Source organism: Gluconacetobacter entanii, from assembly GCF_013155425.1.
Classification (GTDB): Bacteria; Pseudomonadota; Alphaproteobacteria; order Acetobacterales; family Acetobacteraceae; genus Novacetimonas; species Novacetimonas entanii.
Genome location: NZ_JABJWD010000059.1, coordinates 22,964 through 35,749, shown reverse-complemented (window position 1 = coordinate 35,749; position 12,786 = coordinate 22,964). Strand labels below are relative to the sequence as shown.

The window sequence follows — 12,786 nt, the reverse complement described above, 5'->3', positions numbered from 1 at the left end:
ATTCGATCAGACCACTGTTTTCTGCAAGACACGACCCTTGCCAATGCTTACGGCAAGAAATGCGGCAATTACTCCAGCAACGCCCGCCAGCACAAGCATGTCCTGATAGCTTCCCTGCGCCTGTCGCAGCATGCCTGCGAGGGAGGCGGCACAGGCAGCCCCAATCTGGTGCCCGAACATGATCCAGCCGAACACGATCGGGGCAGAGCGTTCCCCAAATGCCATGTTGGACAGGCGCAGGGTTGGCGGAACCGTTGCGATCCAGTCGAGGCCGTAGAATATCCCGAAGATCATCAGGCTTTCAGGCGAGAAATCGATGAAGGGTAGCGCAATGAGCGACAGCCCCCGCAGTCCATAATAGGAAAATAGCAGCCAGCGCGCATCCAGCCGGTCTGTCAGCCAGCCAGACAGCGTGGTGCCGACAAGATCGAACATCCCCATCATGGCAAGGTATCCTGCCGCCGGAACTTCCCCGATGCCATGGTCAGCGCAGATTGCGATGAAATGCGTGCCGATCAGCCCGTTCGTGGTGAAGCCACACACAAAGAAGGTCGCGAACAGAAACCAGAAGTCTCGTTTGCGCGCGACCGCCAGCAGGGCCGTTATGGCCGTGCGTAAAGGGTTCTGGTCCGTATACCGCAGCGGTTCATGATCCGGTTCCGCCCCATGTGGCACCAGTCCACGATCCTCAGGGTGCTCTGGCAGGAAAAGGGCCACAAGGGGCACCAGTATCAGGGTGGTTGCGGCAACGGCCATGACAGGTGCCCGCCACCCGAAATGATGGGTAAGTGCCGCAAGGCCCGGCAGGAAAAGCAGTGAACCCGTTGCGGTGCTGGCGGCCAGCAGCCCCATGATCGTGCCGCGCCGGGCCACGAACCAGCGGTTCACCACCGTGGCGCCCAATACCATCGCCACCGCACCCGTGCCGAAACCGGTCAGCACACCCCAGGTCAGAAAGAACTGCCAGGGCTGCGTCATGCCCAGTGACATGAGCGTCGACAGACCGATCAGCAGCAGCGCACCAATCAGCATGCGGCGGATGCCGAACTTCTGCATGAGGGCGGCGGAGAAAGGCCCGACGAGTCCGTACAGGAATATCCCCACGGCGGCGGAGACGGAAATGCTGCTGCGGCTCCAGCCCAAGGCGTCCTGCAACGGCATCATCAGCACGCCGGGCGTGGCCCGGACACCGGCGGATACCAGCAGCGAGAGAAAGGTGAGCCCGACCACCAGCACGAAGACGTGCGGGCGTTGTGTTCCCTTGGTTCGGGGTATGGAAAGCTTCATATGACTGACCGATAAGTTACGTTGTCCCGACCGTGGTTACTGATCGGTAACATCGTCAAGTTGCGAGTTTGGAAATGGTGTCTCACAAAGCGGCCTGGTTTCCTTAGCCTTAGACCCCGTGAAACCGAATGATCTCCCGCGCGATCCATTCCGGTTTCTCGTCGGGTACCCAGTGGCCGCAGTCGGGAATGACGCCGCCCTGCACATCATTGGCCACCAGGCTCATCGAGCGAAGCGGAATCTCGCCCATGCAATGTGATCCGCCATAGGCAAGGACCGGAATCGTCAGCTTCGTTCTTGCCAGTTCACGGCTTTGCACTGCGGTTTCCGGAAAGGCGCGGTAGTAACTGAAACCGGCGCGCATTCCACCAAGCCCGCTATAGCAGCGGACATATTCGTCGATATCGGCTTCCGTGATCGAAAGCGGGTCGAACGAATAGCGCTTGAAGAAGAAGCTAAGATACGCGCGCTCGCGCCCAGCAAGCAGCAATTCCGGCAGGTCTGCCTCCTGATGGAAGCCGAAATGCCAATATTCCTTCGATGCATCATCGTCGCTTTCTATGCCGAGGATCTTGCTTTCGAGGAACACCAGACTCTTGACCTCGGCCTGATGACGGGCGGCATAGGCATAGGCCACCCGCGCGCCGTTATCGTGCGCCACCAGGCGATGCTTGCGAAGCCAAGCTGCCGGACGAGTGCGTGCAACTCGTCGGCGACGGTGTTGCTGTCGTAACCGCTGGCCGGACGCGAGGAATCACCGGCACCGCGCATGTCGACCGCGATCACTTCATGGCCAGCCTTGACGAGGTGGGGAATGACGCGATGCCATTCGTACCACGTCTGGGGCCAGCCATGGACAAGCAGCACCGGCTCACCCTGACCGGCGCGGACATAATGGAGGCGCACGTCACCGATCTGGGCCATGGCGTGTGTCAGGGAAGGTTGGGTCATGTCGTGTTTCCTGTCTGTCAGGCGTAGGGTGCGAAAAAGGCCTGACGTGCTACGAGCAGGGATACGGGCTGTTTCGGGACCAGATAGCTATTGACGGCGTTAGCAAGGCCATCCGGTAGAAGGGGAACGCCCGTTACCGAACCAAAGCCGGCGACAGGTTCGCTGATCGGAAATCCGGCAGGTTGCATGCGCATCATCCTTTATGTGATGCACAGCACATATATCGCTCAGTGCTGGTCTGCAAGGATTCTGTGACGATCAGCACATAATGTCAGCGGGGAAGCAGGCGATCCACGAACAACCCGGCCGCAGCGAGCAGCGTCGGCTGTGACGCGCCGTCCACGGTTTCGATCGATATCCCATTGAGGAACGTCATGACGCAGGTCGCGAGCGTCTCCTCATCAGCTTCGGCTCCCAGTTCGCCATTCTGTTTTGCCTTTAACAGACGTTCTACGAGCAGGATGCGGATGCGTTCGCGCTGGTCACGCAGGAAGGTGCGGACGGGATCGCCGACAGGCCCGAGATGACGCGCGCCGAGCACGATGAGGCAACCGCGTGGTTCGTCATGGCGGGTAAAGGTCTGGATCGTCTCGGCCAGCATCGATCGTAGCGCATCGCGCACGTCACCGTCACCGGTCAGCGCCCGCATGGTCGAACCGCCATCGGATGCGACGTACAGTTCGACCGCCTCGCGGAAGAGGTCTTCCTTGCTGCCAAAGGCAGCGTAAATGCTGGGCGAGTTGATCTGCATTGCATCGACAAGCTGCGTCATCGACGTACCGTCAAAACCATGCTGCCAGAACACATTCATGGCGCTTCGGAGTGCTGCGTCCCGATCAAAGGTACGCGGTCTGCCGCGTCGTGCTGCAGGCGTCTTCGTCATCCTGATCCCCAATATGTGCCGAGTGATACATATAGGTGAGGCGCCTGAAGAAGAACAGAACTGCTCTCATCCGCGCTTGCTGGGCCGGACCGGATAGTTCGTTCCGGGCTCGGCTTTGCCAAAGCCCGACTGGACGGATCCATCAATCTCGGCCATTTTTCAAACTCGATTATTTTCGGGATGCTTCCCCACGGTAATTGCCCGTTGAACCTCACGCGTAGCTGCCGGTCGCATATCTGATTCAGGTAACGTCTGATGGTATTGGCGCGCCCCTCTAGGACGAGCGCCTCGGCAGTTTGGTCACCGAAGGAGGGTAGGGATCCTGATCGGTACCACGCGAAAGTCTGTTGGGTTGAATCTGTCCAAGGGTGGATGCGATTGAGGATCTCGACCATCTCGCGTAACTTCGCTTGGGTGGAAGGGCGGTCGAGATGGGCGCTTTTGGAGACAGCATCACGCGACAGTCCTTGGATTGCCGCCAATTCGCTCCTCGCGATATGTAGGAATTGTTAAGTCATGCTGCGGCGATCAGTCCGGACCGATCGAAGGCAGCAGAGAAGAACGTGGCCTCGGAAATACGTGCAGGAAACACATGGGAAACAGACGGAAAAGACCAGGGCAAGTTTAGAAAGTATCACCCTGAACCATCGACCTTGGGTTCCTCGACGACGGCGGCCAAGCCGCTTTTTTTCTGTTGCGTCATGTCCGGCGCGATGTAGTGCCATAGCCATGGCACGCTGTTCTGACTGGGGCAGGATGATGTTCGAGGTTATCTCGATACCGCCGTTGTCACTGATACTCATCACGAGAAAGCTGCGAGCGTAACTGTATCGAGCAGTGTTTAAGCATTCACCAGTCACGCATGATGACCTGCATGATTGCAACCTGAACTCAAGGTCCCTCTCGGGTAGTGAATGTTTTGGATATAATCCACCATCGATCTGCTTCAAAAATCATATGCATCAAATCGATAAAATTATGCTGACTGGCGAAATATTCGGTGATGACAATGGCTGATGCAATATTCCCGAATTTCTGAACCGATTTTATCTCATAAGTTGATCTGCTGTTGTCTATCGCCCGTAACTGAAGATCTGTCACGTCATCGAAAAATGGATCTGGTTGACCTAGATAAAGCTGCCTCCCCATAAACCCGTTCATGACAGCGGTCGCATGAAAGCAGTTGCGCAGAAGTCTGACATCCAGCGTCTTGCATCCTTCGACATACATCTGAAGGAGCAGGGTAGGTGTGGTTGCGCCTGCTGTATCGTTCACGGGGACGCCCTTTTCTTGTTATGCCTCAGCTACCCTTGCACTCATTCTGACAGCATCCAGACAGGCCATCCTGTACGCTTTTGCTGTCCTTGGCAGCCGGAAGGTCCATGGTGGGGTTGCTGCTGAAGAACTGCACCGGCTTGAGCATGAAGCCTGCATATTCAACCGACATGATCGGCATGTCTTCGGGTTTGCAGATGTGGGTATGCCCGAATGTATGCCATACGACGAGGTTGGAGTTCTCAATTGGCCTGTCATTCCTGATGAATGCAGGAAGGCCATCGCCCCCGGGGCTCTGGTTTGGAAGTTCTCCGCTGCCGTAACGTTGGTCGGGATCGTAAGGGGTCGCCCAGACATGCTTGGTAGCGAAACCGCCGCGCTGGCTGACCGTACTTTTGGGGTCGGCCAGCATCAGTGGGGAAGGTGTTACAACCAGTTTGTAACCAGGGTGCGCCCCGACGGAATTTACGGTATTGGGATTGACGATTTTCCAGAAGCGTCCGGTCCTGCCATCGGCTTCACGCGCGGCGTCCTGTTCATTGCACAGAAGCCGGGTGCGGGTGTCGAAAACATTGCCGTATGGATTGTCTTTTCCCATGGGGCGCGGGTGGAATTCGGTTTCCGTCAGGCTGTTCCCAATGCCATCAAGCATCATATGCAATCGTACATTGAAGAAATGCTGATGGGTGGGACCGCCCAATCCCGGCGCAACCATACCACCCCAGGGATAGGGAGTGTCAGGTGCGATGGCGGCCGTCTGGATAATGCCGGTCAGTTTGGCTTCCAACTGGATGGTGCCGTCGAGGTAAAGATACCAGTAAAATCCATAATCATAATTTCCGACGGTTGCGAAAAAGGAAATCACAAGCCGACGTGACCTGCGGACCTGATGCACGCCTGAACGCGCATCATAATGTTTCCATAAAGTACCATAATCTTCTTCATGCATGCACACCCCACGGCGCAGGATGCGCGGCGTGCCATCATCGGTTGGAAGGGGAATGTCGAAATAGCGGATCAGTCCCAGACAGTCACATCCCAGCGCAAGGCTGTTCGCCAGGGTTCCCAGTCCATATTCCCCGCCATCAAATGCACTTTTCCAGTAATGGTTGGTCGTTGGATCGGCATAGGGAACCACCATTTCGGTTACACTGGCGCGATAGATGATGGGACGGGTCTTACCGTCCTGATTCCAGCAGAGTTGATGAAGGACAAGTCCTTCCCTTTGCGTGAAACCGACACGAAAAGACCAATTCTGCCAGCGGGTTTCCCATCCGTTTACGGAAAAGCTTGGTCCTTCGGGCTGTTCGATATGCAATGGCTTGAGGGTCGTGCGCGGAGAAGGGAGGCTGTCAGGATCATAATTGAACGCAGTGGTGGGAATGGGAACGATGTTCCCATCATCCACGATGCCGATGACCTTTTCGGCATTCAGATCCACTGTTGCGACGACACCCTCGATTGGATGGGCGTAGCCATTATCTGTCATCCTGGAGCGTCTGTAACTGACGGCCCGTACCACACGGCGCCCTTCTTCAGCGGGATAGCCGAAATACCCGGCAGAGAATGGATCGACCTGTACCAGGGGGATCTCATCTTCAGTGATGCCCCGACGCATGATTGCCGCCCGCCAGGCGGGGGATGCCTTCACCACGCGATCACAGGTGACCATATCCTGCATTGTCACGGGTGGCTGGCCCACGGGATTGGTGGGGCCAGCCTCATTGCGTGTAAAGGCCGTGACAATGCGGCGGTCGAGATCGACGCGCACCATGTAAACGGCTCCCGACGGATGATCGAGGACTACAAGCCGTGCCTTGCGCATGATCTGTGTGCCGGCCTCGAAGCGCAGGACTTCCTTTTGTGGAGGTTCATCAAGTTGAACCAGCGGGAAACGCCAGATTCCCTGGGCGGGATGTTGCATGCGCACAATTTCGCATGCCGCGCCGATCTCTGTTTCGGTCAGCGGATCGAGGGGGTGGAGGGCATGGTTTTGCATGATGCTTTCCGAAATAATGGCTATGGCGCAGCCCATCGGGTGGTACAGGCCGGTATTCCGACAGTAAAATACGTATTGTCCACGGGCTGCACGATAGAATGCGCCAATTGTTAGATAGAAGACGACAGTTCATGAAACGATGCCGTAATGACCTGCGGAAAGTGTCATGATGCCACCAGATCGGCCTCGGACATCATGATCTGCAAAACGGCCGTGATCTGGAAAATATGGAAAAGAGGATGAGATGAAAATCCGCTGGAACGACTCTTTCCCGCTATCCTGTGTTGTGATGATGGCAGTGTACTGCATGATATTTCCCGTACATGCGGATCCTTCATCAAAGGATATGCCCGCAGCGGTTATCCCCGGACAAAGTGGGGCGCGGATCGTTCCCGCACCATGTTTCCTTGATCCCGGTAGCGATGCGCAGTGTACCGTACACCTGCTGAAACAGATGAAGCTGTCGGAAAAGATTGCTTTTGTACAGGACGGTAAGGGAGTTGCGCGACTGGGCCTCCCGGATCTTGATGAAGATGACGGTCCCAACGGCCTGCGTGGTTTCGCCGCGGCTACGGCGTTCCCTGCGGCCGTTGCGGTGTCGGCCTCCTTCGATACGGCGCTTGCGCATGAATATGGTGTGGCGCTGGGTGTGGAAGACAGGCTGGCGGGACATGATGTATTGCTGGGGCCGACCATCAATATCATGCGAACGTGGCGCTGGGGGCGTTCCGCTGAAACCTTTGGTGAGGATCCGTTGCTGACAGGACGGATTGCCCGTGCCGAGATCGATGGCATCCAGTCGCAGCATGTCATCGCCATGGTGAAGCATTTCGTCGCCAATAATCAGGAGGCCTATCGCTTTGGTGATGCGCCGAATGATCGCAATATCGATGAAATCATAGACGAGGCGGCCTTGCAGGGCCTGTATTACCCGGCGTTCCGCGCCGCCGTGGAAAATGGCGGCGCGGCGGCGGTAATGTGCAGCTATCCAAGGATCAATGGGCAAAATGCATGTGAAAACAAGGATCTTCTGGCACGCATACGCGCATTCGGGCTGGAGGGCTATATCGAGCCGGATGCGGTATTTGCGCTTCATGACGGGGTACGGGGCGCGCAGGCGGCCATAGACCGTCTGTCCATGCCGCTGGATCATGTCGGGCTGTCCCGGTTATTGGCCCGGCGTCGCCTGAACGAAACGCAGGTCGATCATATGGCGCTCCACATGCTGGGGGCCATGCACAGGATCGCAGTGGGGCAGTCGCCCGTGATCGCGACGGACTGGCCCGAAAGGCATGAGGCTCTTGCACGCGCCATCGCCGCCGAAGGGACGGTTCTTTTGCGGAACCGGCGAAATTTCCTGCCATTGGCGCGACTTCGTAATATTGTGGTCATCGGTGACAGTGCGGGTCCGCATGTGTCATGGCAGGAAAGGGGATCGCCTTATGTCGCGGATGGGAACACCCATCCGGGCGCCATGGATGCAGGCCCATTGGCCGCAATCCGTCGTCGTGCCGCCCGTTCCGGTATCCCCGTCATGTATGCGCAGGGGGATGAGGCAAATCATGATCTCGACCCGATTCCATCTTCGGTGCTCCGGACGCCTGACAATGCGAAAGAAGGGCTGCGTGCACGCTATTTCGGACCGGCATCCGCGGGTGGACGCCTGCTTGCCAGCCGGATCGAAAATGGCGTGGAACTGACCGAAGCGGGGGCACCCGCGCCGGTCCGGGCGCTGAAGAATGATTATACCGCCATATGGGATGGCGTGCTGCGTCCGCCAGTCAGCGGGACTTACCGTTTCGCCCTGAGCGGTGAAGGGACCGCACGGCTTCTGGTTGATGGGCATGAGGTTACGCATGTCTTTTCGGCGGATTTCTCCACGATCGAGTCGGGAGAGGTCACCCTGACGCAGGGGAAGCCGGTTTCCCTGCGGGTTGAATTCGATGCCCGTGATGCCTTCCTGCCTGCGACGTTCACGCGCATGTTCGGCAATCCCGACCCGCTGTTGCACCTGCACTGGCACCTGCCGGAGCCAGAGTTGCTGGCGCAGGCCATCGAGGCCGCCCGCAAGGCTGATGTCGCGATTGTCGTTGCGGGCGACTGGGAAACCGAAGGGGCCGACCGGCTGTCCATGCGGTTGCCCGTGGGTCAGGATGCGCTGATTGACGCCATCAGTGCGGCCAATCCGCGTACGGTCGTGGTCCTGAACACCGGCGGCCCGGTCGAGATGCCGTGGCGCGACAGGGTGCGGGCGATCGTGGAAGGATGGTATCCGGGCCAGGCCGGGTCGGATGCCTTGGCGGCCATGCTGTTTGGTGACGTTTCACCGGGGGGGCGTCTGCCCCTGACATTTCCCGTGTCAGGACATGACGGGCCGGGCAACCAGGGTGAGATGGACTATCCGGGCAAGGACGGGCGTGTCGTTTTTACCGAAGGGGCAAATGTTGGCTATCGTTGGTTCGCGGAACATGGCGTCAGGCCATTATACCCGTTCGGATATGGGTTGACGTATGGTCATTTCACGTTGCGCCACGCGCATGCGGCGGTGGATCCAACGTCGCGGATGCTGTCGGTCCATTTCAGTATCCATAATTCCGGTCATCGCGATGCGGATGCGGTGCCGCAGCTTTACCTGATCCGTGGCGATGACAGGCGTGCCCTGATTGATTACGCACGCGTGCGGGTGCCCGTTGGCCGGAAACGCATGGTGGACCTGCGGGTGCCTTTTTCGCATCTTGCCGCATGGGACACGGGCGCGCGCCAGTGGACCCTTCCTGCCGGGAAATACACGATCGCCATTGGCTGGTCCGCCGGACATGACGAGGTCACGATACCCGTGCGTATCGGCGAAACATCCGCATATGGCGACATGCCCCCGTCATAGAACGCGAACGCTGTTCTGTCGGGGTGGTGTCGATTGTAAAAAATCTGTCGGCAATGGTTCTCCCGTTACGTCATGCGATCATGATCTGATGGGGCAGGAAAACCTGCGCAAAGGGAGTGGGAGATGGTGGAAGATTGCGGATATTTCTGCGCCAACTGGCTTACGGCTCCCGACGGGGGGGACCTCAATGCACAGGTGGACGCCATAATCGGCCAGATCGCGCGGACCTTGCAGACGCTCGGTGGCGACATGGCCGGCATGGTCAAACATACCATCCTTGTCCGCGCGGGGCATGTGGACCCGATCCAGGCGATCGAGGCAGTGCATCGTGCCTGCCATGCCCATGCGCCCGCCCTGGTGCAGCGGCCCGGGGTCGGTACGATTTTCTGCAGTCCGGAACTGGGTGATCCTTCGGCGCTGGTTGCTTTTTTCGGGCTGTTTGTCCTTGATACAGCCCTAGTGGCGGAGGCGCAGCGGATGCTGTTCCATGAAATGCCGATGGATGTCGCCAAGGGAGTGCGTATCGGCCCGCAGACGTTTCTGACCGGACTGGAGGCCCTTGAATTCCCGACGGCGCCGGATGGCGCCCGCGTGGAGGGGGAGTATCATGTCGCACCGGAGTTCGTGTCCCAGACCGAAGTGGTCGTCCACAAAATCATGTCGGTTTTGCGATATTTTGAATTGGGGCCGGATGATATCCAGAAACTGAATGTCTATCTCAAAACCGGCCTGGAGGATGACGCCGTACGCCAGATCGTGACAGACGCCTTTTCCAGGGTTGCGCGACATCCTGTGACGATGGCGAACAGGCTGCAACTGATCCGGGGACAGGGCATGGCCATCCCGGCATTCGCCATAGAAATCGACGGTTATGCCCTGCGGCCGTCCGTGGCGGCGGATACTGCCATTCCCGCCCTGCGGTTCCGTATCGTGGATGCCGATACGGATGCGGACTGGCGCAGCCTGTGCAATGCCACGATCGCGGCCATAACCGGGAGTGCGCCGCGACGTATCATTGCCCTGACCTTTTTCGTCAGTACGGCGTGGGCTGAAAACGGATCCGGGTCATTGCCGCAGGCGATGGGCGCATATGTCGACAGGATGCTGCCCTTCGCTCATCCCCCGCTATCGCCAGGCATTGTGTATTGCGAAAACAGCAGCCCGTCCGCCGAACTGGTTTTTATCGCCTGAACGATCCTTCCCTGCCGCCGGAGAGCATTGATGTCCAGATCCATTGATATGCTTCGCCTGACAGTCATCGTCACGTCCTGTATCATTCCGGCACTGTTCCTGTGGGCGCCGATGCTGGCACAGGCTTTCCAGACACAGCTTCACCTTTCTCCCGGCACGATCGGGCGACTGTTTTCCATCGACATGCTGATTTCCCCATTGCCGGGCCTGCTGATGTTTCTGTGGCAGAAACATATCGGCTGGCGCCATGTCGCGACCCTGTGTGCGGTGATCTTTGCGGGGGGCAGCATCCTGTCGGCTGTCCTGCTTGGCCATGGACTGATCAACTGGTTTTACCTGTGCCGGATTCCGACGGCCATGGCGTCGGGTACCCTGTATGTGATGTGTAACCGCAGCGTGGCGCGATTTGATGACCCGGACAGGCTGTTCGGGGTCATGCTGACATCGCAGGTCGTCGTGGCGACGCTGGGCCTGCTGGTCCTGCCATCGCTGTTTGCCCGGTTTGGCGTGGGCGTCCCTTATGTGGTGCAGGCGCTCTGGGTGCTGGCGCTTGTTCCCCTGTACAGGTACTTTCCCGATGCCCCGCCCCATGCCGCATCTGTTCCTGCCACCGCGTCTGTAACGGGTGGTACCGGGATCATGCTGGCGGGGATCATGAGTGTCGGGGCACTTTTCATCTTCAATATCGCGACCGGGGCGGTATGGACATTTGCGTCCGTGTTCCTGCAGGCGGGGGGGATGACATCGGCCGGGATCGATCACATGCTTGCCCTTGTCGGCATGATGGGGATCGTGGGGTCGGGGTCCGCCGCGCTGGCGGCCTCGGGCAAAAGGCGCATGGCCCTGCTGCTGGGGGGATATGCGCTCCTGCTGCTTTCGCTGTTCGGTCTTGGGTGGGGACATTCGCCCGCAGTCGCCGCAGGCGCGCTGGTTGCGTTCAAGCTGTCCTGGACCTTCCTGCTGCCATTCATGCTGGGGTCCATAACATTGCTTGATACTTCCGGCGTACTGATGAATGTCACCACAATGACCCTTGGCGTCAGCCTCGGGCTGGGCGCTGTGGTGGCGGGATGGCTGCTTGACCACGCAGGTCAGGCAGTCATGCTGACGGGCATGGCGGCGTGCAGCCTTGTTGCTGCGACCGCCAGTGTCATCGTGGCGGGGCGTGCCGGGCAGGGACGGCCGTCACGTGCCGCGCGGCATCAGGTGGCGGAAGCCGAGGCTTCGTGTTCCGGGCTGTAATGGCGCGGGCTTTTTCCTGTCCATTTCTTGAAAACCCGTGAAAAGGAAGAAATATCTTCATAACCAAGGGCCAGCGCAATCTGTGCGATGGTCATGTTGCCCTGACGCAGCATCATCATCGCCTGTTCCGTGCGGACTTCATGCAGGACCTGCCGGAATGTCCTGTCATGCCGTTTCAGTTGCCGTTGCAAGGTGCGTTCGGTGATGTTCATCCGTTCGGCGGCAACAGTGATCGAAAGCGACTGTTCCCCAAGGCAGGACAGGATGATGGCGCGCAGTTCCTCAAGCACCGAGCGCGGCTGGATATCCCCGCGCATCGCGTCGATCTGCCGGCGCAGATAGGGGCGTAACGAAAGTTCCTGTCGTGTCAGCGCCGGCAGCCTGCGCGATAATATCGCCGTATCGAACATGATGCGGTTGATGGGCTGGTTGAAACGTAACGGACAGCCACAGATCTCACGCAGGCGCCGCAGGACGGCAGCGCCAGGCGGGGCATGTTCGAACCATATCTCCTCCGGCCGCCAGGAGGCGGGGGCGCGGGACTGGATGAAGGCATGCACCTGCATGATGCTCATTTCCGCATCCTGCCGTCGCGGCCACAGGGCCGGATAGTCCACCCGGTAGCTGATGCTGGCATGGTCATCCCTGATGTCCAGGCCCGTGGTCGTCCCGCTCTGGATCAGGGGGGAATGGGCCTGCAGGATGGACAGCGCCTGCCCGATATCCGTAGCTTCCCCCACCAGAATGCGGATTATGGGAAAATCATCCACCCGCCCGAGTTCCGCCCCAAGCGTCGGAATATCGCACAGCAGGCTGACCTGCTCGAATATCCTTACATAATCATGAAGGTTCATAAGGTCATAGGGTGCGGGTATGCGCAGTTGTCGTGCCAGTTCCGACAGGACGGGCGAAGGTGGCGCCTCGTTTTCGAGGTAGCTGAGCAGGGGCTGGAATTTCAGCGCCCGGACAAAGGGGCGTGCGCTTCCCCTGTGGGAAGGCCCCCCGGCGGGAGGCTGCCTGTCCCGTCTGTCGGATCGGTTATGCACCGGCCTGTTTCCCTGTCGTAATCGGTCA

Annotated in this window: 11 protein-coding genes; 3 read left to right on the top strand and 8 right to left on the bottom strand. The window is 58.7% G+C overall.

The features are described from left to right. Positions 1 to 6: 6 nt before the first annotated feature. The 7 genes from HNH97_RS11340 to HNH97_RS11315 all read right to left on the bottom strand — a co-directional run bounded on the left by HNH97_RS11340 (position 7) and on the right by HNH97_RS11315 (position 6,704). A complete protein-coding gene (locus HNH97_RS11340) occupies positions 7 to 1,287 on the bottom strand; it encodes an MFS transporter (protein ID WP_171790957.1) in 1,281 nt (426 codons plus the stop codon). Positions 1,288 to 1,396: 109 nt separating this feature from the next. After that, on the bottom strand, positions 1,397 to 1,948 hold the full coding sequence (locus HNH97_RS11335; protein ID WP_216657631.1) for an alpha/beta fold hydrolase: 552 nt from the start codon (positions 1,946 to 1,948) through the stop codon (positions 1,397 to 1,399). After that, entirely contained in the window at positions 1,846 to 2,238 is a 393-nt protein-coding gene (locus tag HNH97_RS17755; RefSeq protein ID WP_216657630.1) for an alpha/beta fold hydrolase, read from the bottom strand. Before HNH97_RS17755 ends, HNH97_RS11335 begins: the two co-directional genes overlap by 103 nt. Positions 2,239 to 2,509: 271 nt before the next feature. Next, positions 2,510 to 3,049 carry a TetR/AcrR family transcriptional regulator gene (locus HNH97_RS11330; protein WP_171790956.1) on the bottom strand — a complete coding sequence of 180 codons (540 nt, stop codon included), beginning with the start codon at positions 3,047 to 3,049 and terminating at the stop codon, positions 2,510 to 2,512. Positions 3,050 to 4,012: 963 nt separating this feature from the next. Next, positions 4,013 to 4,396: a nuclear transport factor 2 family protein gene (locus tag HNH97_RS11325; protein ID WP_171790955.1), complete on the bottom strand. Its 384-nt coding sequence runs from the start codon at positions 4,394 to 4,396 to the stop codon at positions 4,013 to 4,015. Between the two features lie 25 nt (positions 4,397 to 4,421). After that, a complete protein-coding gene (locus HNH97_RS11320; protein ID WP_216657629.1) occupies positions 4,422 to 6,431 on the bottom strand; it encodes a primary-amine oxidase in 2,010 nt (669 codons plus the stop codon). 93 nt (positions 6,432 to 6,524) lie between these two features. Then, entirely contained in the window at positions 6,525 to 6,704 is a 180-nt protein-coding gene (locus tag HNH97_RS11315) for a hypothetical protein (protein ID WP_171790954.1), read from the bottom strand. A 37-nt stretch (positions 6,705 to 6,741) separates the two neighbouring features. Here HNH97_RS11315 and HNH97_RS11310 point away from each other — a divergent pair, with 37 nt between their 5' ends. From HNH97_RS11310 to HNH97_RS11300, 3 genes are all read left to right on the top strand, one after another. Beyond that, positions 6,742 to 9,279 (top strand): glycoside hydrolase family 3 C-terminal domain-containing protein, encoded by a 2,538-nt coding sequence (locus HNH97_RS11310; protein WP_171790953.1) that lies wholly within the window; start codon positions 6,742 to 6,744, stop codon positions 9,277 to 9,279. A 123-nt stretch (positions 9,280 to 9,402) separates the two neighbouring features. After that, positions 9,403 to 10,470 (top strand): RidA family protein, encoded by a 1,068-nt coding sequence (locus tag HNH97_RS11305; protein ID WP_171790952.1) that lies wholly within the window; start codon positions 9,403 to 9,405, stop codon positions 10,468 to 10,470. A 30-nt stretch (positions 10,471 to 10,500) separates the two neighbouring features. Further along, positions 10,501 to 11,712: an MFS transporter gene (locus HNH97_RS11300; protein ID WP_171790951.1), complete on the top strand. Its 1,212-nt coding sequence runs from the start codon at positions 10,501 to 10,503 to the stop codon at positions 11,710 to 11,712. Here the strand turns inward: HNH97_RS11300 and HNH97_RS11295 are convergent. Further along, positions 11,673 to 12,758, bottom strand: coding sequence for a helix-turn-helix transcriptional regulator (locus HNH97_RS11295; RefSeq protein ID WP_171790950.1), 1,086 nt, complete (start codon positions 12,756 to 12,758; stop codon positions 11,673 to 11,675). The genes HNH97_RS11300 and HNH97_RS11295 overlap by 40 nt on opposite strands. Between the last annotated feature and the right edge of the window lie 28 nt (positions 12,759 to 12,786).

Bases quoted from the DNA above. Each gene is read 5' to 3' on its own strand.
- HNH97_RS11340 (WP_171790957.1), bottom strand. From the start codon at position 1,287: ATGAAGCTTTCCATACCCCGAACCAAGGGAACACAACGCCCGCACGTC.
- HNH97_RS17755 (WP_216657630.1), bottom strand. From the start codon at position 2,238: ATGACCCAACCTTCCCTGACACACGCCATGGCCCAGATCGGTGACGTG.
- HNH97_RS11330 (WP_171790956.1), bottom strand. From the start codon at position 3,049: ATGAATGTGTTCTGGCAGCATGGTTTTGACGGTACGTCGATGACGCAG.
- HNH97_RS11320 (WP_216657629.1), bottom strand. From the start codon at position 6,431: ATGGGCTGCGCCATAGCCATTATTTCGGAAAGCATCATGCAAAACCAT.
- HNH97_RS11315 (WP_171790954.1), bottom strand. From the start codon at position 6,704: ATGCAGTACACTGCCATCATCACAACACAGGATAGCGGGAAAGAGTCG.
- HNH97_RS11310 (WP_171790953.1), top strand. From the start codon at position 6,742: ATGCCCGCAGCGGTTATCCCCGGACAAAGTGGGGCGCGGATCGTTCCC.
- HNH97_RS11305 (WP_171790952.1), top strand. From the start codon at position 9,403: ATGGTGGAAGATTGCGGATATTTCTGCGCCAACTGGCTTACGGCTCCC.
- HNH97_RS11300 (WP_171790951.1), top strand. From the start codon at position 10,501: ATGTCCAGATCCATTGATATGCTTCGCCTGACAGTCATCGTCACGTCC.